Origin of the sequence: Jiella pacifica (assembly GCF_010500815.1) — a bacterium.
GTDB classification, from domain to species: Bacteria; Pseudomonadota; Alphaproteobacteria; order Rhizobiales; family Rhizobiaceae; genus Jiella; species Jiella pacifica.
In genome coordinates this window covers 155,569-179,901 of record NZ_JAAAMG010000006.1, presented here as the reverse complement: position 1 = coordinate 179,901, position 24,333 = coordinate 155,569, and the positions used below count along the sequence as shown (strand labels likewise).

General features: G+C 65.7%; 28 protein-coding genes. 19 read left to right on the top strand and 9 right to left on the bottom strand.

The features are described from left to right. Positions 1–216: 216 nt before the first annotated feature. Entirely contained in the window at positions 217–1,530 is a 1,314-nt protein-coding gene (hslU, locus tag GTK09_RS09775) for an ATP-dependent protease ATPase subunit HslU (RefSeq protein WP_163462965.1), read from the bottom strand. 591 nt (positions 1,531–2,121) lie between these two features. Here hslU and GTK09_RS09770 point away from each other — a divergent pair. Both GTK09_RS09770 and GTK09_RS09765 read left to right on the top strand, forming a co-directional pair. Beyond that, a complete protein-coding gene (locus GTK09_RS09770; RefSeq protein ID WP_312869758.1) occupies positions 2,122–2,832 on the top strand; it encodes a LuxR C-terminal-related transcriptional regulator in 711 nt (236 codons plus the stop codon). Continuing rightward, entirely contained in the window at positions 2,829–3,443 is a 615-nt protein-coding gene (locus GTK09_RS09765; protein ID WP_163462963.1) for an alpha-ketoglutarate-dependent dioxygenase AlkB family protein, read from the top strand. The genes GTK09_RS09770 and GTK09_RS09765 overlap by 4 nt, the downstream gene beginning before the upstream one ends. Before the next feature lie 36 nt (positions 3,444–3,479). Here GTK09_RS09765 and GTK09_RS09760 read toward each other — a convergent pair whose 3' ends face one another. The 6 genes from GTK09_RS09760 to GTK09_RS09735 all read right to left on the bottom strand — a co-directional run bounded on the left by GTK09_RS09760 (position 3,480) and on the right by GTK09_RS09735 (position 7,440). Further along, a complete protein-coding gene (locus GTK09_RS09760) occupies positions 3,480–3,797 on the bottom strand; it encodes a hypothetical protein (protein ID WP_163462962.1) in 318 nt (105 codons plus the stop codon). Positions 3,798–4,085: 288 nt separating this feature from the next. Then, a complete protein-coding gene (gene coaA / locus GTK09_RS09755; protein WP_163462961.1) occupies positions 4,086–5,045 on the bottom strand; it encodes a type I pantothenate kinase in 960 nt (319 codons plus the stop codon). A 1-nt stretch (position 5,046) separates the two neighbouring features. Beyond that, positions 5,047–5,379, bottom strand: a complete 333-nt coding sequence (locus GTK09_RS09750) for a phosphoribosyl-ATP diphosphatase (RefSeq protein ID WP_163462960.1) — start codon at positions 5,377–5,379, stop codon at positions 5,047–5,049. 38 nt (positions 5,380–5,417) lie between these two features. After that, on the bottom strand, positions 5,418–6,203 hold the full coding sequence (hisF, locus tag GTK09_RS09745; RefSeq protein ID WP_163462959.1) for an imidazole glycerol phosphate synthase subunit HisF: 786 nt from the start codon (positions 6,201–6,203) through the stop codon (positions 5,418–5,420). Between the two features lie 66 nt (positions 6,204–6,269). Further along, positions 6,270–6,830 (bottom strand): Uma2 family endonuclease, encoded by a 561-nt coding sequence (locus tag GTK09_RS09740; protein ID WP_163462958.1) that lies wholly within the window; start codon positions 6,828–6,830, stop codon positions 6,270–6,272. A gap of 52 nt (positions 6,831–6,882) precedes the next feature. Beyond that, complete coding sequence (locus tag GTK09_RS09735; protein ID WP_163462957.1) at positions 6,883–7,440, bottom strand: Uma2 family endonuclease; 558 nt, start codon at positions 7,438–7,440, stop codon at positions 6,883–6,885. A gap of 212 nt (positions 7,441–7,652) precedes the next feature. On the opposite strand from GTK09_RS09735, the gene dnaQ reads away from it, so the two are divergent. Then, positions 7,653–8,384, top strand: a complete 732-nt coding sequence (dnaQ, locus tag GTK09_RS09730; protein ID WP_163462956.1) for a DNA polymerase III subunit epsilon — start codon at positions 7,653–7,655, stop codon at positions 8,382–8,384. A 131-nt stretch (positions 8,385–8,515) separates the two neighbouring features. Here the strand turns inward: dnaQ and secB are convergent, their stop codons facing one another. After that, positions 8,516–9,025, bottom strand: a complete 510-nt coding sequence (gene secB, locus GTK09_RS09725) for a protein-export chaperone SecB (RefSeq protein ID WP_163462955.1) — start codon at positions 9,023–9,025, stop codon at positions 8,516–8,518. 309 nt (positions 9,026–9,334) lie between these two features. Then, positions 9,335–9,874 carry an FxsA family protein gene (locus tag GTK09_RS09720; RefSeq protein WP_163462954.1) on the bottom strand — a complete coding sequence of 180 codons (540 nt, stop codon included), beginning with the start codon at positions 9,872–9,874 and terminating at the stop codon, positions 9,335–9,337. A 184-nt stretch (positions 9,875–10,058) separates the two neighbouring features. On the opposite strand from GTK09_RS09720, the gene GTK09_RS09715 reads away from it, so the two are divergent. The 16 genes from GTK09_RS09715 (at position 10,059) to GTK09_RS09640 (ending at position 24,301) form a co-directional block, all read left to right on the top strand. Further along, on the top strand, positions 10,059–10,766 hold the full coding sequence (locus GTK09_RS09715; RefSeq protein ID WP_163462953.1) for a Tim44/TimA family putative adaptor protein: 708 nt from the start codon (positions 10,059–10,061) through the stop codon (positions 10,764–10,766). Between the two features lie 17 nt (positions 10,767–10,783). Beyond that, positions 10,784–11,887 carry a murein transglycosylase A gene (gene mltA, locus GTK09_RS09710; RefSeq protein ID WP_163462952.1) on the top strand — a complete coding sequence of 368 codons (1,104 nt, stop codon included), beginning with the start codon at positions 10,784–10,786 and terminating at the stop codon, positions 11,885–11,887. After that, positions 11,884–12,444 carry a Smr/MutS family protein gene (locus GTK09_RS09705; RefSeq protein ID WP_163462951.1) on the top strand — a complete coding sequence of 187 codons (561 nt, stop codon included), beginning with the start codon at positions 11,884–11,886 and terminating at the stop codon, positions 12,442–12,444. Before mltA ends, GTK09_RS09705 begins: the two co-directional genes overlap by 4 nt. Further along, positions 12,441–12,848, top strand: coding sequence for a helix-turn-helix transcriptional regulator (locus GTK09_RS09700; protein ID WP_163462950.1), 408 nt, complete (start codon positions 12,441–12,443; stop codon positions 12,846–12,848). Before GTK09_RS09705 ends, GTK09_RS09700 begins: the two co-directional genes overlap by 4 nt. Positions 12,849–13,220: 372 nt before the next feature. Beyond that, positions 13,221–14,183: a malate dehydrogenase gene (mdh, locus tag GTK09_RS09695; protein WP_163462949.1), complete on the top strand. Its 963-nt coding sequence runs from the start codon at positions 13,221–13,223 to the stop codon at positions 14,181–14,183. An 84-nt stretch (positions 14,184–14,267) separates the two neighbouring features. Next, the gene (gene sucC, locus GTK09_RS09690; protein ID WP_163462948.1) at positions 14,268–15,458 is read left to right on the top strand and encodes an ADP-forming succinate--CoA ligase subunit beta; all 1,191 of its coding nucleotides are present in this window, start codon (positions 14,268–14,270) and stop codon (positions 15,456–15,458) included. Positions 15,459–15,463: 5 nt separating this feature from the next. Beyond that, positions 15,464–15,661: a hypothetical protein gene (locus tag GTK09_RS09685; RefSeq protein WP_163462947.1), complete on the top strand. Its 198-nt coding sequence runs from the start codon at positions 15,464–15,466 to the stop codon at positions 15,659–15,661. A 75-nt stretch (positions 15,662–15,736) separates the two neighbouring features. Further along, positions 15,737–16,357, top strand: coding sequence for a hypothetical protein (locus tag GTK09_RS09680; protein WP_163462946.1), 621 nt, complete (start codon positions 15,737–15,739; stop codon positions 16,355–16,357). Positions 16,358–16,559: 202 nt separating this feature from the next. Next, positions 16,560–17,003 carry a hypothetical protein gene (locus GTK09_RS09675; protein WP_163462945.1) on the top strand — a complete coding sequence of 148 codons (444 nt, stop codon included), beginning with the start codon at positions 16,560–16,562 and terminating at the stop codon, positions 17,001–17,003. A 114-nt stretch (positions 17,004–17,117) separates the two neighbouring features. Further along, on the top strand, positions 17,118–17,375 hold the full coding sequence (locus GTK09_RS09670) for a DUF6364 family protein (RefSeq protein ID WP_163462944.1): 258 nt from the start codon (positions 17,118–17,120) through the stop codon (positions 17,373–17,375). Next, positions 17,359–17,775 (top strand): PIN domain-containing protein, encoded by a 417-nt coding sequence (locus GTK09_RS09665; protein WP_163462943.1) that lies wholly within the window; start codon positions 17,359–17,361, stop codon positions 17,773–17,775. The genes GTK09_RS09670 and GTK09_RS09665 overlap by 17 nt, the downstream gene beginning before the upstream one ends. Positions 17,776–17,821: 46 nt before the next feature. Further along, complete coding sequence (sucD, locus tag GTK09_RS09660) at positions 17,822–18,733, top strand: succinate--CoA ligase subunit alpha (RefSeq protein ID WP_163462942.1); 912 nt, start codon at positions 17,822–17,824, stop codon at positions 18,731–18,733. Between the two features lie 177 nt (positions 18,734–18,910). Next, a complete protein-coding gene (locus GTK09_RS09655) occupies positions 18,911–21,895 on the top strand; it encodes a 2-oxoglutarate dehydrogenase E1 component (RefSeq protein WP_163462941.1) in 2,985 nt (994 codons plus the stop codon). A gap of 58 nt (positions 21,896–21,953) precedes the next feature. Further along, a complete protein-coding gene (odhB, locus tag GTK09_RS09650; RefSeq protein ID WP_163462940.1) occupies positions 21,954–23,567 on the top strand; it encodes a 2-oxoglutarate dehydrogenase complex dihydrolipoyllysine-residue succinyltransferase in 1,614 nt (537 codons plus the stop codon). Between the two features lie 25 nt (positions 23,568–23,592). Beyond that, positions 23,593–24,009, top strand: a complete 417-nt coding sequence (locus GTK09_RS27415) for a hypothetical protein (protein ID WP_246217807.1) — start codon at positions 23,593–23,595, stop codon at positions 24,007–24,009. Next, positions 23,981–24,301: a pentapeptide repeat-containing protein gene (locus tag GTK09_RS09640; RefSeq protein ID WP_163462939.1), complete on the top strand. Its 321-nt coding sequence runs from the start codon at positions 23,981–23,983 to the stop codon at positions 24,299–24,301. The genes GTK09_RS27415 and GTK09_RS09640 overlap by 29 nt, the downstream gene beginning before the upstream one ends. The last annotated feature ends 32 nt before the right edge of the window (positions 24,302–24,333 follow it).

Below are 24,333 nucleotides of genomic sequence, written 5' to 3'. Positions count from 1 at the left end.
TGTGAATGTTGTAGGGCTTGTCCCGAGGATCTACCGCCAGCTCAACGACAAAATCCTCGCGGAATGGCCCTCGACTGCGAGGCGCCCAACTATCAACCCGCAGTAGATCCTCGGGACAGGCCCGAGGATGACGCCGTGGAGGGCAATTCCCAACCGAAACTGGCCCCTCAAGAGCCCGAGCGTCGGGGGCGCCCCCCTCGGCGCCCCCCGACCCAGTTACAGAATGAACCGCGACAGGTCGACGTTCCCCGCGATCCCGTCGAGCGCCTTGTGAACATAGGCGGCGTCGACCGTGTAGTGCTCGCCGGTCTTGTCCGGCGCCTCGAAGGAGATGTCGTCGAGGACGCGCTCCATCACTGTCTGCAGGCGCCGGGCGCCGATGTTCTCCACCGAGCCGTTGAGCGAGACCGCCAGATCGGCGATGGCGTCGATGGCATCGTCGGTGATTTCCAGATCGACGTTCTCGGTCTTCATCAAGGCGACGTACTGCTTGATCAGCGAGGCCTCGGTCTCCGTCAGGATGCGGCGGAAATCCTCCTTGGTCAGGGCCCGGAGTTCGACGCGGATCGGCAGGCGGCCCTGCAGTTCCGGCAGGAGGTCGGAGGGCTTGGAGACGTGGAAGGCGCCCGACGCGATGAACAGGATGTGATCGGTCTTCACCGGCCCGTGCTTGGTGGCGACGGTCGTGCCCTCGACCAGCGGCAGGAGATCGCGCTGGACGCCCTCCCGCGAGACGCCGGCGCCGCCGCCGCCCTGGCTGTGATTGTTGGCAACCTTGTCGATCTCGTCGAGAAAGACGATGCCGTTGTTTTCCACCGAGGCGATCGCCTCGCGAACCAGCTGTTCCTGATCGAGCAACTTGTCGGATTCTTCGCCGATCAGAAGGTCGTAGCTATCGCGCACGCTGGTGCGTCGTTGTTTGGTGCGGCCGCCGCCCATCTTGCCGAGCATGTCGGAGAGGTTGAGGACGCCGATATTGGCGCCCGGCATGCCGGGGATCTCCATGCCGCCAAGCGGATTGGCGGTGTCGGCGACTTCGACGTCGATTTCCTTGTCGTCGAGTTCGCCGGAGCGCAGCCGCTTGCGAAAGGTCTCGCGTGTGGCCGGCGATGCGGTCTTGCCGACGAGCGCGTCGAGCACCCGGTCCTCGGCGCCCTGATGGGCCTTCGCCTTGACCTCCTCGCGCTTCTTCTCCCGCACCAGGCCGATGCCGATCTCGACGAGGTCGCGGATGATCTGCTCGACGTCGCGGCCGACATAGCCGACCTCGGTGAATTTCGTCGCCTCGACCTTGATGAAGGGGGCACCGGCGAGCCTGGCGAGGCGGCGCGAGATCTCCGTCTTGCCGACGCCGGTCGGCCCGATCATCAGGATGTTCTTCGGCATCACCTCCTCGCGCAGGGAGCCTTCCAGCTGCTGTCGGCGCCAGCGGTTGCGCAGCGCCACGGCGACGGCGCGCTTGGCGTCGTTCTGGCCGATGATGTGCCGGTCGAGCTCGGAGACGATTTCGCGGGGCGAGAAGTCGGTCATTGAAGGTCACTTTTTTCTGCGGGGTCGAAGCCGGCCCAAGGTTCCAATCCCCTTGCCGCCCGAACGGTCGCCGATGCGCCGTTCGCGTTGCGACCGGAGGGGAGCGTCAGTCTGTCACACCAGGCTCTGAAATCGTGCCGACCGACCGGCTCCTCACCCGCGTCCGGCCTGTTCGTGAGGTGTCTACGCGTCTCCGCCGCGTTCCCATCGCGCCGCGGTTTTTCGCACAGGCAGGGTCATGGCGATCCCTTCCTTGGTGTACGCCCGTCTAGATGGGATCGAAGATCGCGCTGTGCCAGCCTCGGCACTCGCGAGATGGCGAGGATGGCCTTGCGGGCCTTCAAATCCCGGCGGAAATGCAGTCAAACTGAGGCGGTGATTCGTCGGATTTCTGGTAAGTCTCCGGCAGTCGGCGACATTCGATGAAGGGGGCGAGTCGGCATCGTCCCCGCCAGCACGTCGATCGAGGGATGGCCAGGGCCGATCCCGAAGATCGGCGGGCCGGCCGCGACGGGTATGATCGACGATGACGTTCTCCGACCGGTTTTCGAATGACCTTTTGCACGACGTGGGCGAGGGGGAGGCTTGACCGTGGCCGGAGCCGAGGACGTGATCGCAGGGATCGAGGAACCGTGGCAGGAAGAGCAGTTGGCGCAGGCCCTGGAGGAGGTGGCGCTCCGGCACGGCTTCACCCATGCCGCCTCGTTCTCCCTGCCTTCGACCGATGACGAGGGGCTGGTCACCCGGGTCATCCACGCCAACTGGTCGCCGGCCTTCGCCAAGGGCTACGAGGCGAACGGACTCAACAGGTTCAAGATCGTCCTCGGCACCTTGCGCACCGACCCGATGCCCTTCGTCTGGGACATCGAGACACTCTATGGCGCCGACGAGCCGGATCCGAGCCCTGCCGCGCGTTTCCTGCTCGGCGAAGGCTACCTGGCCGGCGTCCTCCTGCCGGTCCATGCCATGACCTCCTTCAGCGGAGCGCTGTCGCTTGCCGGCCGGGACCCCGACCTGTCGGCGGCAAGCGTCCGCGAACTGCACCGTTTCGCCTTCGTCTATTTCTCGATGCTGGCGGCGGTGCGCTTCGAGGAGAACCAGCGGAACAATCCGCTGTCGGTGCGCGAGCGCGACTGCCTGAAGCTCGCCATGCTCGGCAAGACTTCGAGCGAGATCGGCATCATCCTGTCCCTGTCGGAATACACCGTCTCGCAATATCTGACCGCCGCCCAGCGCAAGATGAACGCCGCCAACCGCACCCACGCCGTCGCCATGGCCGCCCAGCTCGGCTATCTGTCGTGAACGCATTGCCTGAGGGGGCGCGGCATCTGCCGGGCCATTTCGACCGGGCGGCCCAGGAGGCGCTCGTCGAAGCCGTGCGCGCCGTCGTTGCGGCCGCGCCGCTCTATACGCCGGTCATGCCCCGCTGGGGCCGGCCGTTTTCGGTGCGGATGACCAATTGCGGGAGGCTCGGCTGGGTCTCCGACAAGTCCGGCTATCGCTACCAGCCGCAGCACCCGGTCACCGGCGAGCCATGGCCGGCGATCCCCAAGGCGTTGCTCGCCTTGTGGGAGGAGGTCGCCGACTATCCTCATCCGCCGGAAGCCTGCCTGGTCAACTTCTACGACGATGCCGCGAAGATGGGCCTGCATCAGGACAAGGACGAAGCCGATCTTAGCGCGCCCGTCGTCTCGGTGTCGCTCGGCGACGATTGCCGGTTTCGCGTCGGTGGGACGGAGCGGGGCGGGCCGACCGCCTCGATCCGTCTCGCCTCGGGCGACGTCTTCGTTCTCGGCGGCGCGGCCCGGCTCTGCCATCACGGCGTCGACCGGATCTATCCGCGGAGCTCGGCGCTCCTGAAGAACGGCGGCCGGATCAATCTGACCTTGCGGCGGGTGACGAAGCCGGCGTGATCCTTCGATCGGAGGGCTGGAGATGACCTCCGCCGGCTATTCGTGCAGGGTGTAGCTGCCGAGTTCACACAGATTGATGTTCTTTTCCTCGACCGTGTCACCGTCTTCGAACACCGCCCGGACGTCGTATTCGCAGACGCTCCGGCCGTCGGCGATGTTGGCGGTCGCCTGCTCGCCCGGGGCGATCGCCTCGCTGACCATGTTCTCTTCCCAGTCGTCGGTCTCGACCGGCGAGGTGTAGAACTCGGTGACCGCCGAAGAGGTCTTGTTGATCAGGGAGAAGGAGAGGTCTTCCGCCGACGCCGGCAAGGCGGCGAGGGCGAGCGGGACGGCGACGACGATGTGCCGAAGCATGGGAGTGGGTTCCTTGTTCGAGAGAGCCGACCTCGTAGCGTTAAGGCGTTCATTCCGCAAGGGAAACGGAAGCGGAACGGCGACGGATCGTCTTCTGGGCGGCTGGATCCGCCGGCCGCGGGTTGAACGCGCCGCCGGAGTCTCCTGGCCGGAAAGCCAGCGCTCGCCGATCTCCGGCAAGGGGCGTCGTGGATCTGCGCCTCGAAGGCCCTGAGGTGCTGGTAGATCGACATCAGCTCGACCACCGTCCCCGGGGTGCGGATCACCGCAGCCTCGGTGAGCCGCGCCTCACAGTTTCCTCAGCGCCACCTGCTCGATCAGGTGATCCTTGCCCTTCCTGAGGATCAGGTCGGCGCGGGGCCGGGTCGGCAGGATGTTCTCGTGGAGGTTCTTGGCGTTGATCTCGACCCACAGGTCCTCGGCAATCCGCAGCGCCTCTTCGTCGGAGACCTGCGAATAGCGATGGAAGAACGAGCCTTCCTGCCGGAACGCCGTCTCGCGCAGGCTCATGAACCGGTCGATGTACCAGCGGTGGATGTCGGTCTCGTCGGCGTCGATGTAAATCGAGATGTCGAAGAAGTCGGAGACGAAGGGGATCGCCTTGCCGTCCTTCGGCATCTCGCGCACCTGCAGGACGTTGAGGCCCTCGAAGATCAGGATGTCCGGACGGTCGACGACGACCTTCTTGCCCGGCATCACGTCGTAGACGAAATGGGAATAGACCGGCGCCTCGACCTTCGGCCGGCCGGCCTTGATGTCGGACAAAAAGCGCAGGATCTTGCCGACGTCGTAGCTTTCGGGAAAACCCTTGCGGCGCATCAGCCCGCCGGCCTCGAGCACGGCGTTCGGATAGAGAAAGCCGTCGGTGGTGACGAGATCGACCTTCGGCGAGGACGTCCAGCGGGCGAGAAGCTCCTTCAGGATCCGGGCCGTCGTCGACTTGCCGACGGCGACCGAGCCGGCGATGCCGATGATGAAGGGCGTCTTGCGGCCCGGCTTTTCGCCGAACAGGAAGCGCTGGCGCTGGCTGAACAAAAGCTGCATCGCCTCGGCATGGGCATAGATCAGCCGCGAGACCGCGAGATAGATCCGCGCCACCTCGTCGAGATCGATCGGATCGCCGAGCGAGCGCAGCCGCGTGACCTCGTCCTCGGTCAGCGTCAGCGGCGCATCGGCGCGAAATCGCGCCCACTCGGCGGCGGTGAAGGAACGGTAGGGCGAGTATTTCGCCGGGGCGAGTTGGTCCATCTCAGTGGCCCGGAGCGTCCGGACGGTTCGCCTTTTCCTCCAGCCCGGTCTGGGCGGTGCGGCGCGCGAGCTCGGCCATCACCGCCGAGAGCGGCACGTGCTTGAGGTGGAGAAGCACCAGGAGATGATAGAGGAGGTCGGCAGCTTCCGACGTCAGCCGGCCATCGTCCTCGGCGACGGCGGCGATGATCGTCTCGACCGCCTCCTCGCCGAGTTTCTTGGCCGTGTGCGAGGCGCCCTTCCGCGCCAAGGTCGCGGTGTAGGAGGACACATCCTCCGACGTCGCGCGCGCTGCGACGATCGTTTCGAGGTCCTTCAGGGTGAACTCGCTCATGCTTGCCCTTTCCTCACATCCATGCGCGCATGCCAGCTTCAGCCGGCCTTGTCGAGGCGCATCGGGATCCCGGCTGCGGCCATGTGGGCCTTGGCCTCGGCAATCGTGTGGGTCCCGAAATGGAAGATCGAGGCCGCAAGCACCGCCCCCGCATGGCCGTCGCGCACCCCGGCGACCAGATGATCGAGCGTGCCGACGCCCCCCGACGCGATGACCGGCACATGGACGGCATCGGCGACGGCGCGGGTCAGATCGACGTCGAAGCCGGCCTTGGTGCCGTCCCGGTCCATCGAGGTGAGGAGGATCTCGCCGGCGCCGTTCTCGACGACGAGCCGGGCGAAGTCCACGGCATCGATGCCGGTCGCCTGGCGCCCGCCATGGGTGAAGATCTCCCAGCGGGGCGCCCCGCCGTCATTGTTGACGCGGCGGGCGTCGATAGCGACGACGATGCACTGGTCTCCGAACTTGTCGGCGGCTTCCTTGACGAAGTCCGGGTCCTTCACCGCGGCGGTGTTGATCGAGACCTTGTCGGCGCCGGCAAGCAGCAGCTTGCGCACGTCGGCGACCGTGCGCACGCCGCCGCCGACCGTCACCGGCATGAAGCACTCTTCGGCGGTCTTGGCGACGACGTCGAAGATCGTGTCGCGGTCGTCGGAGGAGGCGGTGATGTCCAGGAAGCAGAGCTCGTCTGCCCCCGCCGCGTCGTAGGCCCTCGCGGCCTCGACGGGATCGCCGGCATCGACGAGCCCCTCGAAATTGACGCCCTTGACGACGCGGCCGTCCTTCACGTCGAGGCAGGGAATGATGCGGGCTTTGAGGGTCATGGATCCGGCATTCGATGATCGCGGCCCAATCGACGAGAAAAGTCGGCCGCTTGCTCTGGTTCAGCCTTATGCGATGCCGCGATAGATTTCGGCAAGGGCAAGGGTGACGCCGAGGCCTTTCAGATCGACGCTCTCTTCGCGCCCGACGGTCATCTCTGGCTTCATGAAGGCGCCGTCCTCGCCGCGCGACCAGAGCCAGACTCGCGGCTCGTCCTGGGCGAGGACGAGATAGTGCTGGAGGCTGTCGAGGGCGGTGTATTCCGCGGCCTTTTCGCCGAAATCGGTGGCGAGGGAGGAGGGCGAGAGGATCTCGGCAACGAGGATGGATCGGTCCGTCGCGAGGCTCTCGCCGTCCCCGGCGACACGCGGCTTGACGAGGACGTCGGGGTAGCGAACGCCGAGTGGCGTTCTCACTGCATAATCCGAGCCGGTTACGACATACTCGGAGGGTGCCAGGACGGATTTCAGGAGAGATCCGAGCTGCATCATGAGTTCCGCGTGGCGCTCGGTCCCACCCGTCATCATCTCGACGATCCTCCCGTTCACGAACTCGCGCTTGCCCTCGCGCCCCTCGTTCCAGCGCAGGAAGTCGTCGACGGTGCGGATGGCAGGTGCCTGGATGTTCATGTGGTCCATCCTTTCTGATCCGGCGCGGGGCCGCGCAGTGATCATTCGCCTGTCAGGCAATGTCCCGGTAGAGTTCGGCAAGCGCGAGGGTGATGCCGAGGCCTTTCATCTCGACCGTCTCTTCGCGTCCGGCGGTCATTTCCGGCTTGCCGAAGACCCCGTCCTCGCCGCGCGACCAGAGCCAGACCCGCGGCTCGTCCTGGGCGAGGACGAGATAGTGCTGGAGGCTGTCGAGAGCGGTGTATTCTTCGGCCTTTTCACCGAAGTCCGTGGCGAGCGAGGAGGGCGAGAGGATCTCGGCGACGAGGATGGCCCGGTCGCTCGCCAGGCTGTTTCCGGAGCTCGATCCGGAGGGCTCGACCAGCACGTCGGGGTAGCGCACCCCGAGGGGCGTCCTGATCGCGTAGTCGGCCGCGGTGACGACGAACTCGCCGGGCAGGGCAGATTTCAGGAGCAGAGCCAGCTGCAACATCAGTTGGGCATGTTGCCGTGTGCCGCCCGTCATCATGCCGGTGATCCTCCCGCGAATAAATTCGTACCGACCTTCGCGTCCTTCGTTCCAGCGCAGGAACTCCTCGACGGTGCGGATGGCGGGTGCCTGGATGTTCATCGGCGCCTCCGTTGTGCTCGGCAGACCCACGCTTGGAGCTGGCGCGCCGGCGCGGCCTTGCTAACCCCGCGCCAAGCCTCGTCACTCGCGCAGCGTTTACCTTCGCATGGTAACCGAATTCGATCCCCTGTGGAATTGAAGGGCAACTCCGAAAGGACCATTGCCCCTCTCACGGGTATTTGCGACGGAAGGGCGAGCGGGGAGCCAGCACCATGCGCGAGATCGTCTTCGACACGGAAACCACCGGCCTCGATCCGGCCGTCGAACGGGTGATCGAGATCGGCGGCGTCGAACTCTGGAACCACATTCCGACGGGCCGGGAGTTTCACGTCTTCATCCGGCCGGAAGGCCGCAAGGTCGATCCGGCCGCCTTCGACGTCCATGGCATCTCCGACGAGTTCCTTCTCGACAAGCCGTTGTTTTCCGAGGTTCTGGAGGAGTTTCTCGACTTCTTCGCGGAAGGCCGGCTGATCGCCCACAACGCCACCTTCGACATTCGCTTCCTCAACGCCGAGCTCGGCCGGCTCGGCCAGCCGCCGATCGGGCCGGAGCGCGTCCTCGACACCCTGCCGATGGCGCGGCGCAAGTTTCCGATGGCGCCGGCGACGCTCGATGCGCTCTGTTCGCGATTTTCGATCGATACCTCGCGGCGCGACAAGCACGGGGCGCTGCTCGACTCCCAGCTCCTCGCCGACGTCTATATCGAACTCATCGGCGGCCGGCAGGCAGCGCTCGGCCTCACCTTCGGGGCCGACCAGGACGCAGGGGCGGAAAGTGGCGGCGCGGCGGCCCATCAGGTGGCGCAGCGGCCGGCACCGCTGACGCCCCGGCTCAGCGAGGCCGAGGCGGCGCGCCATCTCGCCTTCGTCGAAAGCCTCGGCGCGGAGGCGCTCTGGTGGCGCTATCTCGAACGGCCGGAAAAGGCGGAGCTGGAGGCGGGCTGAGCCCGCGCGGCGCCAGGCCTCGGCGGAGGCCGGAACGCAAAGCGCCGGCGCGATCACCCGCACCGGCGCTGCAACTCACATCATTCGGATGGGTCGAACGGCCTCTGCGTCCGTGTCCGCGCCCGTGGGCGTCAGACGGTCTGCACCTGCTGGCGGGCGCGCTCTTCGGCCATGCGCTGCTGGAACAGCTTGGCGAAGTCGATCGGATCGATCATCAGCGGCGGGAAGCCGCCATTGCGGGTGACGTCGGCGACGACCTGCCGGGCGAAGGGAAAGAGCAGCCGCGGGCACTCGATGAAGAGCAGCGGCAGGAGATGCTCCTGCGGGAAGTTCGCGAGGCGGAACACGCCGCCATATTCCAGCTCGACGGCAAACAGCATTTCGGCGCCTTCGCCGGCCTTGGCATTCAGCGTCAGCCGCACGTCGAATTCGTTCTGCGTGCCCTCGATCTGGTTGGCACCGACATTGACGCCGATGTTGATCGCCGGCCCGCGCGCCTGGCTGCGCAAGATCGCCGGCGCGTTGGGGCTCTCGAAGGAGAGGTCCTTGATGTACTGGGTGAGGATGTTGAGGGCCGGCGGGGTGGCGTCCTGGCCCGAGGCCGCGCCTTGGGTGCCGTTGGCGTCGCTCGTCTGAGACATGTCTGACCTTTCTTTCTCGGTTCCTCTCGGCGCGCGGCCAAGTCGCGACGCCGGACATAGCCGGGCGACTTCGACGGAGACGACCGGCCGGAAATTCGTTCGCGCCGAGCGCTATCACGCAGAGTTGGTGATCTCAAGCAGCGGGCGCGGGGCAATCGTGGTGCGTCAGGGGATGCGCAAGCTCTCGCAGAGCCGCCGCCCCCGGGCGATGGCAGGACCTGGGGAGAGCCGCCGGTCAGGCCGCCTCGTGGGCGGACGCAGATGCGCTGGATCCGTGGATGTCCCGGCCCCGGGCTCGATGAAGCGCGGTCAATGGATCGTGCGATTGGACGGTCCGCCGTCCTTTTCTTCGCCGCGCCAAGGCGAACCGGGATCGGGCCGGCGGTGATAATCGTCGCCGGACAGGTCGACCACGTCCGGCGCGCGGCGGCGCGGCCATTCCTGCCCGCCGCCGCCCCGACCGAAGCCGGTGGTGCCGCCGCCCTGCGCCATGACGACGACCCGCTTGCTGATGAAGCTGCGGATGCTGCTGCGGATGCCCGGCACGAAGAGGAGGAAGCCGATCGTGTCGGTGACGAGACCCGGCGTGAGGAGGAGAATGCCCGCCGCCATGATCATCACGCCGTCGACGAGCTCGCGCGCGGGCACGCGGCCGGCATTGGTCTCCGCCTGGATGCGCCGCAGCGTGCCGAGACCCTGGCGCTTCAACAGGAACGAGCCGACGATCGCCGTCAGGACGACCAGCGCGAGGGTGGGCCACAGGCCAATGAGATTGCCGACCAGGATGAAGACGGCGATCTCCAGCACCGGGATGATCAGCAGAAGAAACGGAATGATCGCGAAAGGCATGGGCCTGGTTCCTTGCAGCCCAGGGCCGATATGTCGGGGCCGGGCCGGGGGTCGGATGAAGCCAGCGTTGTCCGCCGGCGTTTCAGACCTGAAGATAGGAAAGCTGGAAGACGATTTGAATGCGTGGCCCGTCGTCTCTATATGAGGCGAGTTCTGACAGGCGGAAACGAGGTGACGGCGCGCAATGAGCTTTGGGACGATTTTTTTCATAGTGCTTGCGGCGATCGTCCTGTTTCAGCTGCGCAATGTGCTCGGCCGCAGGACGGGAAGCGAGAGACCGCCGTTCGATCCCTACACGCGAACCGAGGCGCGGCGCGAGGAAACCGCCTCCAACGGCAACGTCGTGACGCTGCCGAATCGCAGGTCCGAGGAAGGCGAGGGGGTGCCGACCCGCATCCTCTACGAAAAGATCGACAAGGTTGCGACGCCCGGCTCTCCCTTGAACGCCGAGTTGCGCAAGATGCGGGACGTCGATCCGGAATTCGACCCCGTCGAGTTCCTCGAAGGCGCGAAGATCGCCTATGAAATGATCGTCAACGGCTTTGCCGACGGTGACCGCCGAGTGCTCAAGGGGCTGTTGTCGGCGGATGTCTATGCCGATTTCGAAAAGGCGATCACCGAGCGCGAGACCGCCGGGCACAAGATGAACTCCTCCTTCGTCGGCATCGGCGACGCCAAGATCGTCGCCGCCGAGATGAAGGAGCGGGACGCGCACATCACCGTGCGGTTCGTCTCGCAGCTGATCAGCGCCACCGTCGGCGCGAACGGCGAGGTCATCGACGGCGATCCGGAATCGGTTGTGGAAGTCCGCGACGTCTGGACCTTCGCTCGCGACATCCGGTCGCGCGACCCCAACTGGAAGCTCGTCGGCACCGAATCCGACGAAGTCTGACGTCTTGGGCGCAGGCGGTGACCACCTTCCTTCGTCGCAGCTTCGCTGATCTGAACGGCTTCGACGGCGGCGATCATCGCGCCGCCTTCGGCGCGTTTCGGGCCAGCGCCGGCCGGCTCCTCGCCGGGGTTTTCCCGACCGGCTCGCTCGGGTTTCGGTCCGAGACCTTTCATGCCGCGGCCCAGGCGGCGCTGGATGTCGGCGAGCTCAACGACGTCGACGTCGTGGCGGCAAGACGCTTCTTCGAGACCCATTTCGTGCCGCTCGCCATCGTTCCGGAGACGGGGACGGGGTTCCTCACCGGCTATTACGAGCCGGTGGTCGAAGCTTCCGATACGCCGGACGATCGTTTCCGCTTTCCGCTCTATGGCCGGCCGGAGGATCTCGTCGCCATCGACGAGGTCAATCGGCCGCCGGGCTTCGATCCGGAGTTCCGCTTCGGCCGGCGGCTCGGCTGCGGCATGATCGGCGAGTATTTCGACCGCGCGGCGATCGAGGCCGGTGCGCTGAAGGGCAGGGGCCTCGAAATCGCCTGGCTGGAGGCGAAGGTCGAGGCCTTCTTCATCCATGTGCAGGGATCGGCGCGGCTCGTCATGCGGGACGGGCGGCAAGTCCGTGTCGGCTATGCCGGAAAGACCGGCCACCCCTTCACCGCGGTCGGCCGGAGCCTCGTGCAGGATGGCGAGCTGACGCTTGCCGAGGCCGACATGGCCGGGATCAAGGCGTGGTTCGCCGCGCATCCGCAACGGGTCGACGGGGTGCTCAACCGCAACCGTTCCTTCATCTTCTTTGCCGAAATCCCGGTCGAGGATCCGGGGCTCGGGCCGGTCGGCGCCGCCAAGGTGCCGCTGACGCCGCTCGCCTCGATCGCCGTCGACCGGCAGCTTTCGACCTATGGCATTCCCTATTTCATCGCCTCCGACGGCCTGTCGATCGGCGGCAAGCCATTCCGAAGGACGATGATCGCCCAGGACACGGGCTCGGCGATCCTCGGGCCGGCGCGGGCCGACATCTTCGTCGGTACCGGCGATGACGCCGGCGCCGTCGCCGGGGCGATCCGGCACCAGGCGGAGTTCTTCGTTCTCGTCCCTCATGATCTGGCAGACGAGCTGACCCGATGAAGCGTCGGCGCATCCTGAGCGAGGAAGACAGGCGGCTGTGGGCGACTGTCGCGCGCCAGGCAGTGCCGCTGAAGGGGCGCGCTGGCCCGAATGTGGACGAACCGGTCGTCACGTCGAAGGCGAAGACCCTCTCCTCGCCGACCGCACCGGCAGATGCGGCGGCAAAGCCCGCTGTCTTGCCGCAACCTTCGAAGGAACCGAGAAAGACTGCGGCACCGCCGCCCCCGCAGCATCCGATCGAGCGGCCGACCCGGCGCAAGCTCGCCAAGGGGCGGCTTCCCATCGAAGCGCGGCTCGACCTCCATGAAATGACCCAGCTTGCCGCCCATGCGGCGCTCGCCCGCTTTCTCGCCCAGGCGCAGGCGATGGGCCTGCGCCATGTCCTGGTCATCACCGGCCGCGGCATGCCCGGCGGGTCGCGCGGCATTCTGCGGCGGGTCGTGCCGCAATGGTTCGCCAGCCCGCAGTTCCGCGGCCTCGTCTCCGGCTTCGAGAGCGCCGAGCGCCACCACGGCGGCGATGGGGCGCTCTATGTCCGGGTGAGACGGGTCCGATGACCCCGTTCGGCGAGAAGGTTCGGCAGCTGCGGCGCGAGCGCGGGGTCACCCAGCAGGACATGGCGCGGGCCCTCGGCGTCTCCTCGGCCTATCTCTCGGCGTTGGAGCACGGCCGGCGCGGCCGCCCGACCTGGGCGATGCTGCAGCGGATCATCGGCTATCTCGGGGTGATCTGGGACGATGCGGAGGCGCTCGAGCGGCTCGCCGAACTTTCCCATCCGAAGATCGTCGTCGAGACCGCTGGGCTTTCGCCCGAGGCGACGCGGCTCGCCAATCGCTTGGCGGAAATGATTGCCTCGCTAGATGCTGGCGAAGTGGCGCGCGTTCTCGCCGAGTTGGAACGCGTCGCCGAAGACGCCGAGGCGCGTCGGAAGGCGAAGCGTGACGCACGGCGCGGCCGCTGAGCCGGCGGAATGGCCACCGCTGCGTCGGCCAAGTTCGGCATTCCTCGCTGGTCGCGCGCCGGCGGAAGATTCATGTTGGATCACGCCGCTTCTTACTTTTACGTAAGCCGCAAATAATCTAACCGATTGTATTTGCTGTAAGCGGATTTTGCGTGTTGCAACCGGCCGCCGAGACGGCTAAGCGTGCCCTCCAACGGGGGCACCGTTGCATTGCAGCATCAAGGTTCGGCCGTCGGCCGGCCCGCAGGCTGGGTCTCGATGCCCGATGCGTGGGTGGATCAGTTGGCCGTTCCGGCCATCTTCCCGCGTGAGGCTCCAGGCGGCGAACCGGTCGGGAGGATCGGCCGCTGCGACAAGGAAGGGATTTCGGACTTGGCTCGCAACAAGATCGCACTCATCGGTTCCGGCATGATCGGCGGCACGCTCGCCCATCTGGCGAGCCTCAAGGAACTCGGCGATATCGTCCTGTTCGATATTTCCGAAGGCACGCCCCAGGGCAAGGCGCTCGACATCGCCGAGTCAGCTCCGGTCGAGGGCTTCGACGCCAAGCTTTCCGGCGCCAACGACTATGCCGCGATCGAGGGCGCGGATGTCTGCATCGTCACCGCCGGCGTGCCCCGCAAGCCCGGCATGAGCCGCGACGATCTCCTCGGCACCAATCTGAAGGTCATGGAACAGGTCGGCGCGGGCATCGCGAAATACGCGCCGAATGCCTTCGTCATCTGCATCACCAACCCGCTCGACGCGATGGTCTGGGCGCTGCAGAAGTTCTCGGGCCTTCCCAAGGAGAAGGTCGTCGGCATGGCCGGCGTGCTCGACTCCTCCCGCTTCCGCACCTTCCTCGCCGAGGAGTTCAAGGTCTCCGTCGAGGACGTGACGGCCTTCGTGCTCGGCGGCCACGGCGACACCATGGTGCCGCTGCCGCGTTATTCCACCGTCGCCGGCATTCCCCTGACCGACCTCGTCAAGATGGGCTGGTGCTCGAACGAGCGGCTGGAAGAGATCATCCAGCGCACCCGTGACGGCGGCGCCGAGATCGTCGGCCTCTTGAAGACCGGCTCGGCCTATTACGCCCCGGCCGCCTCGGCGATCGAGATGGCCGAATCCTATCTCAAGGACAAGAAGCGCGTGCTGCCCTGCGCCGCCGCGCTGAGCGGCCAGTACGGCCTCGATGACATGTATGTCGGCGTTCCCTGCGTCATCGGCGAGGGCGGCGTCGAGCGGGTCATCGAGATCGACCTCGACGGCGACGAGAAGACCCAGTTCGACAAATCGGTGAATTCGGTGAAGGGCCTCATGGAAGCCTGCCAGGGCATCGCGCCGAACCTCAAGTGACGCTTTCGAAAAGCCGGGACGCAAGTTCCGGCTTTCCTCCATTTTCTCCGCCATCGAGGCTCAACGAGAGGCCGGACACTCCCAATGAACATCCACGAATATCAGGCCAAGGAAGTCCTCAAGGGCTATGGCGCCCCCGTCGCCGAAGGCGTCGCCATCACCTCCGCCGACGAGGCCGAGGCCGCGGCGAAACAGCTTCCCGGCCCGCTCTATGTCGTGAAGAGCCAGATCCACGCCGGAGGCCGCGGCAAGGGCAAGTTCAAGGAGCTCGGCCCCGATGCCAAGGGCGGCGTGCGCCTCGCCAAGTCCATCGAAGAGGTGGTCGCCAACGCCAGGGAGATGCTGGGCAACACCCTCGTCACCAAGCAGACGGGCGACGCCGGCAAGGTGGTGAACCGCCTTTATATCGAGGACGGCGCCGACATCGACCGCGAGCTCTATCTGTCGCTGCTCGTCGACCGCTCGGTCGGCCAGATCGCCTTCGTCGCTTCGACCGAGGGCGGCATGGACATCGAGACCGTCGCCGAGGAGACGCCGGACAAGATCATCACCGTGCCGATCGACCCGATCGCCGGCGTGACGGCCGGCGATGCCGAAAAGCTCTGCACCGCGCTGAAGCTCGGCGGTGCGGCCAAGGTCGACGGGATGCAGCTCTTCCCGATCCTCTACAAGGCCTTCACCGAGAAGGACATGAGCCTGCTCGAGATCAACCCGCTGATCGTCATGAAAGACGGCCACCTGCGGGTCCTTGACGCCAAGGTCTCCTTCGACGGCAACGCCCTGTTCCGTCACGACGACATCCGGGCGCTGCGCGACGAGAGCGAGGAAGACGCCAAGGAGATCGAGGCCTCCAAGTGGGACCTCGCCTATGTGGCGCTCGACGGCAATATCGGCTGCATGGTCAACGGCGCCGGTCTCGCCATGGCGACGATGGACATCATCAAGCTCTACGGCAAGGAGCCGGCGAACTTCTGCGACGTCGGCGGCGGCGCCAACAAGGAGAAGGTCGCGGCGGCCTTCAAGATCATCACCGCCGATCCGGCCGTTCAGGGCATCCTCGTCAACATCTTCGGCGGCATCATGAAATGCGACGTCATCGCCGAGGGCGTCGTCGCCGCGGTGAAGGAAGTCGGCCTCAAGGTGCCGCTGGTGGTGCGTCTCGAAGGGACGAATGTCGATCTCGGCAAGAAGATCCTCAACGAGAGCGGCCTCGCCATCACGGCGGCCGACGATCTCGACGACGCGGCCAAGAAGATCGTCGCGGCCATCGGCTGATGGGCATGGCCGATATTCTGGCCGCCTGGTTGCCCCTTCTGCTACTGATCGCCGTGGTGATCTGGCTGATGGGGCGATCACGCCGTGCCATGGATCGCCACGTCGCCGACACGGAGGCGATCAACAATCGCATTCTCGAAGCCAGTCGCGAGACTGTTCAAGAGCTGCGCCGGATCCGGAAGATGCTGGAGGATCGTTCGTAAGCTCCGTATCGCCAACCGGGCTGCGAAGATCGTCGTGGAGGAGCGCTCGGTCCCGAAACTGAGGAGGACAGGATCATGACCGGTTATCGGACGAAAGCCGCGGCTCGGCGAACAACTCGGGCCGCGCTGGCATTCGGATTTGCAATCGCCCTGGCAACGCAAGCTCTCGCGGCAGGTGACGTGAAGCTGCCGCTGACGCCGCCCGAGGGCGCGTCGCAGACCCTCGCCGACTATATCGAGATCTGCTCGACGGGAATGACCAACATTCCCGCCGCCGGTAGCCTGGCACTCGAGCGCGGCTGGAAGTCGATGGACCCGAACGGGGGCGGGCTCGCCGCCGGGATGGCAGCCGCCGCGGGACTGTTTTCTGCAACCAAGGACGACGGCAGCTTCCTGACGATCAGCCGGGTACAGTTTCCCCATGTCGCCGCATCCAGCTGCCAGATGGTGCTTGCGGCCAAGCCTGAGGATCTCGGCACCGACAAGCTCGGCGCGATCGAGGGTGTCGAAGGCGGCGGCGGCGTGGTCGGCATGGCCCAGCCGGGCGCCGGCTTCTGGAGCTTCGTCGACGATCAGGGTGAGGTCGTGACGATGACGGCGATCCCCGCCGGTGGCAGCGGGCGCTTCGTGCTCAACATGGGCCGGGCGGAGCTGACGGAGCTGGGCAAGAAAGCCGGGGCTAAGCCGGCGGGGTGAAGCGAGTGGTTGCGATCTCGGTGTCGAAAATCGGCAAAGCGCCTCGATGAGGCATCTTCTGACGAGCGCTCTCATCGCCGGATTTCTTGCGATGTCGTCCTGTACGACGTCGCCCGAGGCGATCCCTCCCGAGGCAGCCAATGCGCCGTCGCAGGTTCCGGCCGAGAATCGGCGCAGCTTCGACCTTTTCGAACAGGCAAGAGTGGCGACGCGGGCCTGCCTCGAAAGCGAAATCAATGGCCCCGCCTCGCTGCGTAGCCTTTTGGCTGATGGCTACACCGTGACGCGTGGCCTGTTGGGCGTGAAATACGAGATGGTGCAGCCCTATGGGGGGCTGTTCGATCGCGTCGAGACAATCGCTGTTCAGGACAATGGCGACCCCTACGGCTGCCAAATCGAGGTGCCGAGGGATCGCGGACGGGAGGTGTTCGCTGTCGTGGCCGACGAGGTGACCCGTCTCGGCTACCGCAGGATCGAGATCGGGCGGTATGACCGCTACGTCGGCAATGGCCGGCGGTTCGACTTGCGAGGCAGTTACACACAGACGAGCCTGACGGCACGAATCAGCCTCGCTCGTATGACGGCCGACAAGGACCGAGGCTGCCGCCGGACGGATCTGCCCGCGGATCTCTTGGAGGGATGCTGAACGGCGGTTTTCAACCCATGTGGATCACCGAGACGCTCCATAGCGCTTGCGTGAATTCCGTACGCAGGATATGTGTTCCACATAACCCGTGTAGACGCGGATCGGCTGAACGCCATGGCCAAGAACATCACCCTCGCCATCGACGAGGATCTCCTCGACAAGGTGCGCGTGCTCGCCGCAATGCGGCGCACCAGCGTCAACGAGATGGTCCGCACCTATCTCCAGCGGTTGGTCGAGCAGGAGCAGGAGCGCGACGAAGTCACCGAAGAGCTCCTGAAGCTGTCGCGAGAGAGCAAGGCGGGCATGGGGGATTGGCGACCCAGCCGCGAGGATACCTACTCCGGAGAGCCACGGTTTGATCGCTGGCGCTGATGTCTTTCTCGACACCAACATTCTCATCTACGCCGCTACCGGTCAGGCAGATGAACCCGCCAAGTGGGAGGTTGCTCACGGCCTCCTCACCGCGCCGTTCGGCACGAGCGGGCAGGTTCTCGCCGAGTTCTACGCCAACGCAACCCGCAAGGCGAAGCCACCGCTGCCCCTCGACGATGCGCGGCGCTGGGTGGCGCTCCTCGGGCGCAAGCCCTTTGTCATGGTCGACGAGCGTCTGGTCCTTGCCGGGATCGACCTCTCCCAACGCTACCAGATCTCCTACTGGGACGGCGCCATCGTTGCCGCCGCCGAGCGCCTGGGGGCAAAGACCCTCTACACCGAAGATCTCAGCCACGGTCAGACCTACGGGTCGGTGACCGCAATCAATCCGTTTCTGTAACACCCTTCTCCCGCAGCGGGGTGACCTTCAAGGAGTTGAAAAGCCCATGTCCATTCTGGTCGACAAGAACACCAAGGTCATCGTGCAGGGGCTCACCGGCAAGACCGGCACCTTCCACACCGAGCAGGCGCTGGCCTATTTCGGCACGCAGATGGTCGGCGGTACCCATCCGAAGAAGGGCGGAGAGATGTGGGAAGGCAATGCGGGCGGCAAGGCCGTGCAGCTGCCGATCTTCACCTCCGTCGCCGAGGCCAAAGACAAGACCGGCGCCACCGCCTCGGTGATCTACGTTCCGCCGGCAGGGGCGGCCGCCGCCATCGAGGAGGCGATCGAGGCCGGCATCGAGCTGATCACCTGCATCACCGAGGGCATCCCGGTCTCCGACATGGTCCGGGTGAAGGCCAAGCTCGACAAGTCGAAGTCGCGGCTCCTCGGCCCGAACTGCCCGGGCGTTCTCACCCCGGAAGAGTGCAAGATCGGCATCATGCCCGGCAACATCTTCAAGAAGGGCAATGTCGGCATCGTATCGCGCTCCGGAACGCTTACATACGAGGCGGTCTTCCAGACCACCAATGAAGGCCTCGGCCAGACCACGGCCGTCGGCATCGGCGGCGATCCGGTCAAGGGCACCGAGTTCATCGACGTCCTGGAGATGTTCCTGGCCGACGAGGCGACCAAGTCGATCATCATGATCGGCGAGATCGGCGGCTCGGCCGAAGAGGACGCGGCGCAGTTCCTCAAGGACGAAGCCGCCAAGGGCCGCAAGAAGCCGATGGTCGGCTTCATCGCCGGGCGCACCGCGCCGAAGGGCCGCACCATGGGCCATGCCGGCGCCGTCGTCTCCGGCGGCAAGGGCGACGCGGAATCGAAGATCGCGGCCATGGAAGCGGCCGGCATCACCGTCTCGCCTTCGCCGGCACGGCTTGGCACGACGCTTACTGAGGTCCTGAAGGGCTGAGGCAAGGTTTTCGGCCCAGGGAAACGGAAACTGAAGGCCTTGCCGCTATCAAGCCTCGGCAAGGCCGCATTCGCAGTGTGGATACCGCAGCGTTCGTAACCGGCACATCGGGGATCCGCCCGGCCGGACTTGAAAATCCGATAGGAGGCGGCGCCGGCACGCGCCGCGAACTTGACCATGTCACGCAGCCAAGCGAACGACCATTTCGCTCTCACCTCCTTCCTCTATGGCGGCAATGCCGATTACATCGAGGAGCTCTACGCGGCCTACGAGGCGGACCCGTCTTCCGTCGACGCCGAATGGGGCGCGTTCTTCAAGGGGCTCGGCGATGCCCGCGAAGACGTGAAGAAGAGCGCCGACGGCCCGTCCTGGGCGCGTGACAACTGGCCGATCCCGCTGAACGGCGAACTCGTCTCGGCGCTCGACGGCAACTGGGGTCCGGTCGAAAAGCGCATCGAGACCAAGGTCAAGGAAAAGGCGCAAGCCGCCGGTCAGGGCCTCTCGCCCGAGGCCGTCAACCGGGCGACTCGGGACTCCGTCCGGGCGCTGATGCTGATCCGCGCCTACCGGGTGCGCGGCCATCTCCACGCCAAGCTCGATCCGCTCGGCATCGCCAAGCCCGCCGACGACGACTACAACGAACTGTCGCCCAAAGCCTACGGCTTCACCGAGGCCGACTACGACCGCAAGATCTTCATCGACAACGTGCTCGGCATGGAGTTCGCGACCATCCGCCAGATGGTCGACATCCTCGAGCGCACCTACTGCTCGACCTTCGGCATCGAGTTCATGCACATCTCCAACCCCGAAGAGAAGGGCTGGCTGCAGGAGCGCATCGAGGGCCCGGACAAGGGCGTCGCCTTCACCGAACAGGGGAAGCGGGCGATCCTCAACAAGCTGATCGAGGCGGAAGGGTTCGAGAAGTTCCTCGACGTCAAGTACAAGGGCACCAAGCGCTTCGGCCTCGACGGCGCCGAGGCGCTGATCCCGGCGCTGGAACAGATCATCAAGCGCGGCGGCCAGCTGGGCCTGAAGGAAATCGTCCTCGGCATGGCCCATAGAGGCCGGCTGAACGTCCTCGCCCAGGTCCTGGCCAAGCCCCACCGGGCGATCTTCCACGAGTTCAAGGGCGGCTCGTTCAAGCCCGACGACGTCGAAGGCTCGGGCGACGTGAAGTACCATCTCGGCGCGTCTTCCGACCGGGAGTTCGACCAGAACAAGGTGCATCTGTCGCTGACGGCCAACCCCTCGCATCTCGAGATCGTCGATCCGGTGGTGATGGGCAAGGCGCGCGCCAAGCAGGACGCGCTTGCCGGCCGCTCGCGCAACGAGATCGTGCCGCTGGAGACCCGCGCGCAGATTCTGCCGCTGCTCCTCCACGGCGACGCGGCCTTCGCCGGCCAGGGCGTCGTCGCCGAGTGCTTCGGCCTGTCGGCGCTGCGCGGCCACCGGGTCGCCGGCACCGTCCACTTCATCATCAACAACCAGATCGGTTTCACCACCAATCCGCGTTTCTCGCGCTCCTCGCCCTATCCCTCGGACGTCGCCAAGATGGTCGAGGCGCCGATCTTCCACGTCAATGGCGACGATCCGGAAGCGGTGGTCTATGCGGCGAAGATCGCCACGGAATTTCGCATGAAGTTCCACAAGCCGGTGGTGATCGACATGATCTGCTACCGGCGCTTCGGCCACAATGAGGGCGACGAGCCGGCCTTCACCCAGCCGATCATGTACAAGACCATCCGCAACCATGCTTCGACGCTGGAAATCTATTCCAAGAAGCTGGTGGAGGAGGGGCTGGTCACCGCCGAGGACATCGAGAGCCGCAAGGCCGAGTGGCGCAAGACCCTCGACGAGGAGTTCGAGGCTGGCCAGAGCTATCTGCCCAACAAGGCGGACTGGCTCGACGGCGCCTGGTCGGGCCTCAGAAAGGCTGAGAAGGAAGACGAGCCGCGGCGCGGCATCACCGGCGTTCCGATGAAGACGCTGAAGGAGATGGGCGCCAAGCTCAGCGCCGTGCCGGAGGGCTTCAACGTCCACCGCACGGTCAAGCGCTTCCTCGACAACCGCGCCGCGATCATCGACAGCGGCGAGGGCATCGACTGGGCGACCGCCGAGGCGCTGGCCTTCGGCACCCTCGTCACCGAGGGCCATCCGGTGCGCCTGTCCGGCCAGGACGTCGAGCGCGGCACCTTCTCCCAGCGCCACTCCGTCCTCTACGACCAGGAGGACGAGAGCCGCTACATCCCGCTCGCCAATCTCGCCAAGGGCCAGGCGGTCTACGAGGTCATCAACTCGATGCTCTCGGAGGAGGCCGTGCTCGGCTACGAATACGGCTATTCGCTCGCCGAGCCGAACGCCCTGACGCTCTGGGAAGCCCAGTTCGGCGACTTTGCCAATGGCGCCCAGGTGGTGATCGACCAGTTCATCTCGTCGGGCGAGCGCAAGTGGCTGCGCATGTCCGGCCTCGTCCTCTTGCTGCCGCACGGCTACGAGGGGCAGGGGCCGGAGCATTCCTCCGCCCGCCTGGAGCGCTTCCTGCAGATGTGCGCGGAAGACAACATGCAGGTCGCCAACTGCACGACGCCGGCAAACTACTTCCACATCCTGCGCCGGCAGATGAAGCGCGACTTCAGAAAGCCGCTGATCCTGATGACGCCGAAGTCGCTGCTGCGCCACAAGCGTGCGGTCTCCAAGCTGTCGGAAATGGCCGGCGAGACGAGCTTCCACCGGCTGTTGTGGGACGATGCCGAACTCGACAAGAACGCGGCGACCAAGCTCGTGGCGAACGACAAGATCAAGCGCGTCGTCATGTGCTCCGGCAAGGTCTATTTCGACCTCTACGAGGAGCGCGAGAAGCGCGGCATCGACGACGTCTACCTGCTTCGCCTCGAACAGCTCTATCCGTTCCCGGCGAAGGCCCTGATCACCGAACTGTCGCGCTTCAAGCAGGCGGAGATGGTCTGGTGCCAGGAAGAGCCGAAGAACATGGGCGCCTGGTCCTTCATCGACCCTTATCTCGAATGGGTTCTGGACCATATCGATGCGGAGAAGCGCCGGGTTCGCTACACCGGTCGTCCGGCCTCCGCCTCGCCGGCCGTCGGCACGATGGCGAACCACCAGAAGCAGCTCGCCGACTTCCTCGAGGACGCGCTCGGCTGAAACCGGCCGCGCGTCCATCCAAACCCGCTTTTGCGCCCAGATCGAACGAACGAGACAGATGGCTACCGAAATCAAAGTGCCGACCCTCGGCGAATCCGTGACCGAAGCGACGATCGGCCAGTGGTTCAAGCAGCCCGGTGACCGGGTGGAGCAGGACGAGACGATCGCCGAGCTCGAAACCGACAAGGTGACGGTCGAGGTGCCGGCGCCTGCCGCCGGCGTCCTCGAGGAGGTCGTCGTCAAGGAGGGCGAGACCGTCGCCGTCGGCGCCCTCATCGGGATGATCGGCGAGGGTGAGGGTCAGTCCTCCGGCACCACCAAGGCCACCGAAAAGCCGAAGAGCCAGGCGGCGAAGGCCGATCAGGCGGCCGAGACGACGTCCGACTACGGCGGCGGCGGCTCTGGCGACGAGAAGGCTTCCGGCAACGGCACGGCCCCGGCCGAAAAGGGCGCGGGCAAGCTCGTCGAGGTCATGGTCCCGGCGGCGGGCGAATCCGTCACCGAGGCAACGGTCGGCGCGATCTTCAAGAAGGTCGGCGACGCCGTTTCGGTCGATGAATCGCTGCTCGAACTCGAGACCGACAAGGCGGCGCAGGAAATCCCCTCGCCGGTCGCCGGCGTCATCCGCGAGATGGCCGTCGCACAGGGCGATGAGGTGAAGGTCGGCGCGCTGCTCCTGAAGATCGAGGAAGGGGCGTCCGCCGGCTCCCAGGCGTCTGGCTCGACTGCCGTCGGCGGCGGCACCGACGAGACGCCGCGCCGCAAGGTCGAGGCGGAAGAAGGCCGCCCGCCGGCGCCTTCGGCCGCCAAGATGATGAAGGAAAAGGGCCTTTCGGACGGCGACGTCGACGGCTCGGGCCGGAAGGGCCAGGTGCTGAAGAGCGACGTCCTCGACGCCATCTCGCGGGGCGCGCCGTCCTCGCCGCAGGAAAAGCCGAAGGCCGCCCGCGCGCCATCCGCGCCGGACGATGCCGCCCGCGAGGAGCGGGTGAAGATGACCCGGCTTCGCCAGACCATCGCCCGGCGCCTCAAGGACGCGCAGGACACCGCCGCCATGCTCACCACCTTCAACGAGGTGGACATGAAGGCGGTGATGGATCTCAGGTCGAAATACAAGGATCTGTTCGAGAAGAAGCACGGCGTGAAGCTCGGCTTCATGGGCTTCTTCACCAAGGCGGTCTGTCATGCCCTGAAGGAGATCCCGGCGGTGAACGCCGAGATCGACGGCAACGAGATCGTCTACAAGAACTTCTGCAACGTCGGCATGGCGGTCGGCACCGACAAGGGCCTCGTCGTCCCGGTGATCCGCGACGCCGACCAGATGACCATTGCCGAGGTCGAGAAGGAGCTGGGTCGTCTCGCCCGGGCGGCGCGGGACGGCAAGCTGTCTATGTCCGACATGCAGGGCGGCACCTTCACCATCACCAATGGCGGCGTCTACGGCTCGTTGATGTCGACCCCGATCCTCAACGCGCCGCAGTCGGGCATCCTCGGCATGCACAAGATCCAGGAGCGGCCGATGGCGATCGGCGGCCAGGTGGTGATCCGGCCGATGATGTATCTGGCGCTGTCCTACGATCACCGGATCGTCGACGGCAAGGAAGCGGTGACCTTCCTTGTGCGGGTGAAGGAGAGCCTGGAGGATCCCGAGCGTCTCGTGCTCGACCTCTGATCGGCGTTCGGGACAGGGTTCCGGGATGGAGACGCTGGTCGACCTCTCGGAGATCCTGCGCAATTTGGCGCTGACGGCGGCTGCCGCCGTCGGCGCATATCTCGCATGGAAGAAGCTGGGGCCGGAGACGACGCAGGCGGGGTCTGCTGTCTTTCAGGCGACGCTTGCAAGACGCGCTCATGTCATGGAACTGTTCAACCGGTCGGCGGGGCAGCTCAGTGATGAGAAAATGGAAGTCCGCCTCGCGGCGATCTATATTCTCGGTGAGATCACCGTGGATTTTCCGGATCTCTCAGGGCCTGTCTTCAAACTGCTTCAAAACCACCTCACGGGCATGAGCGCAGAAATCGAAGGTGAAGGCGCCCCGGTGGACGCCCGCGCAATCGCTGAAGTCCTGCGAAGGAGGGCGGCAGATGAATTTCAACGTCAGACCCCTGGCTGAGGCTCGCCCTCCACATGAATTCGATTTCGAGGGCGCCGTGCTTCGTACGCTGGACTTCACCGGTATCAACTTCACATCAGCCAATCTGAAACGCACCGATGCTCGAAAGACGATTTTCGCGCGCGTCAATTTTCGCAACGCCGATCTGACCGGCGCCGATCTGCGCGGCGCAGATCTCACCGGCGCCCGGAACCTCACCATCGAGCAGCTGCAAAGCGCCGTCATCGACGAGACCACACGGCTGCCCGACTATATCGATCGTTCGAAGCTGACGCTGGCGGCCGCCGGCTGACCGCAACGGGCAACAGGAAACGGGCAGGAAAC

What these genes read in the sequence shown, in the direction of transcription:
- dnaQ (WP_163462956.1), top strand. Translation starts at nt 7,653, where the DNA reads ATGCGCGAGATCGTCTTCGACACGGAAACCACCGGCCTCGATCCGGCC.
- odhB (WP_163462940.1), top strand. Translation starts at nt 21,954, where the DNA reads ATGGCTACCGAAATCAAAGTGCCGACCCTCGGCGAATCCGTGACCGAA.
- GTK09_RS09735 (WP_163462957.1), bottom strand. Translation starts at nt 7,440, where the DNA reads ATGAACATCCAGGCACCCGCCATCCGCACCGTCGAGGAGTTCCTGCGC.
- hisF (WP_163462959.1), bottom strand. Translation starts at nt 6,203, where the DNA reads ATGACCCTCAAAGCCCGCATCATTCCCTGCCTCGACGTGAAGGACGGC.
- GTK09_RS09760 (WP_163462962.1), bottom strand. Translation starts at nt 3,797, where the DNA reads ATGCTTCGGCACATCGTCGTCGCCGTCCCGCTCGCCCTCGCCGCCTTG.
- GTK09_RS09655 (WP_163462941.1), top strand. Translation starts at nt 18,911, where the DNA reads ATGTCACGCAGCCAAGCGAACGACCATTTCGCTCTCACCTCCTTCCTC.
- sucD (WP_163462942.1), top strand. Translation starts at nt 17,822, where the DNA reads ATGTCCATTCTGGTCGACAAGAACACCAAGGTCATCGTGCAGGGGCTC.
- hslU (WP_163462965.1), bottom strand. Translation starts at nt 1,530, where the DNA reads ATGACCGACTTCTCGCCCCGCGAAATCGTCTCCGAGCTCGACCGGCAC.
- GTK09_RS09720 (WP_163462954.1), bottom strand. Translation starts at nt 9,874, where the DNA reads ATGCCTTTCGCGATCATTCCGTTTCTTCTGCTGATCATCCCGGTGCTG.
- GTK09_RS09640 (WP_163462939.1), top strand. Translation starts at nt 23,981, where the DNA reads ATGAATTTCAACGTCAGACCCCTGGCTGAGGCTCGCCCTCCACATGAA.
- GTK09_RS27415 (WP_246217807.1), top strand. Translation starts at nt 23,593, where the DNA reads ATGGAGACGCTGGTCGACCTCTCGGAGATCCTGCGCAATTTGGCGCTG.
- secB (WP_163462955.1), bottom strand. Translation starts at nt 9,025, where the DNA reads ATGTCTCAGACGAGCGACGCCAACGGCACCCAAGGCGCGGCCTCGGGC.
- GTK09_RS09715 (WP_163462953.1), top strand. Translation starts at nt 10,059, where the DNA reads ATGAGCTTTGGGACGATTTTTTTCATAGTGCTTGCGGCGATCGTCCTG.
- GTK09_RS09680 (WP_163462946.1), top strand. Translation starts at nt 15,737, where the DNA reads ATGACCGGTTATCGGACGAAAGCCGCGGCTCGGCGAACAACTCGGGCC.
- GTK09_RS09740 (WP_163462958.1), bottom strand. Translation starts at nt 6,830, where the DNA reads ATGAACATCCAGGCACCTGCCATCCGCACCGTCGACGACTTCCTGCGC.
- sucC (WP_163462948.1), top strand. Translation starts at nt 14,268, where the DNA reads ATGAACATCCACGAATATCAGGCCAAGGAAGTCCTCAAGGGCTATGGC.
- GTK09_RS09700 (WP_163462950.1), top strand. Translation starts at nt 12,441, where the DNA reads ATGACCCCGTTCGGCGAGAAGGTTCGGCAGCTGCGGCGCGAGCGCGGG.
- GTK09_RS09750 (WP_163462960.1), bottom strand. Translation starts at nt 5,379, where the DNA reads ATGAGCGAGTTCACCCTGAAGGACCTCGAAACGATCGTCGCAGCGCGC.
- GTK09_RS09685 (WP_163462947.1), top strand. Translation starts at nt 15,464, where the DNA reads ATGGCCGATATTCTGGCCGCCTGGTTGCCCCTTCTGCTACTGATCGCC.
- coaA (WP_163462961.1), bottom strand. Translation starts at nt 5,045, where the DNA reads ATGGACCAACTCGCCCCGGCGAAATACTCGCCCTACCGTTCCTTCACC.
- GTK09_RS09705 (WP_163462951.1), top strand. Translation starts at nt 11,884, where the DNA reads ATGAAGCGTCGGCGCATCCTGAGCGAGGAAGACAGGCGGCTGTGGGCG.
- GTK09_RS09670 (WP_163462944.1), top strand. Translation starts at nt 17,118, where the DNA reads ATGGCCAAGAACATCACCCTCGCCATCGACGAGGATCTCCTCGACAAG.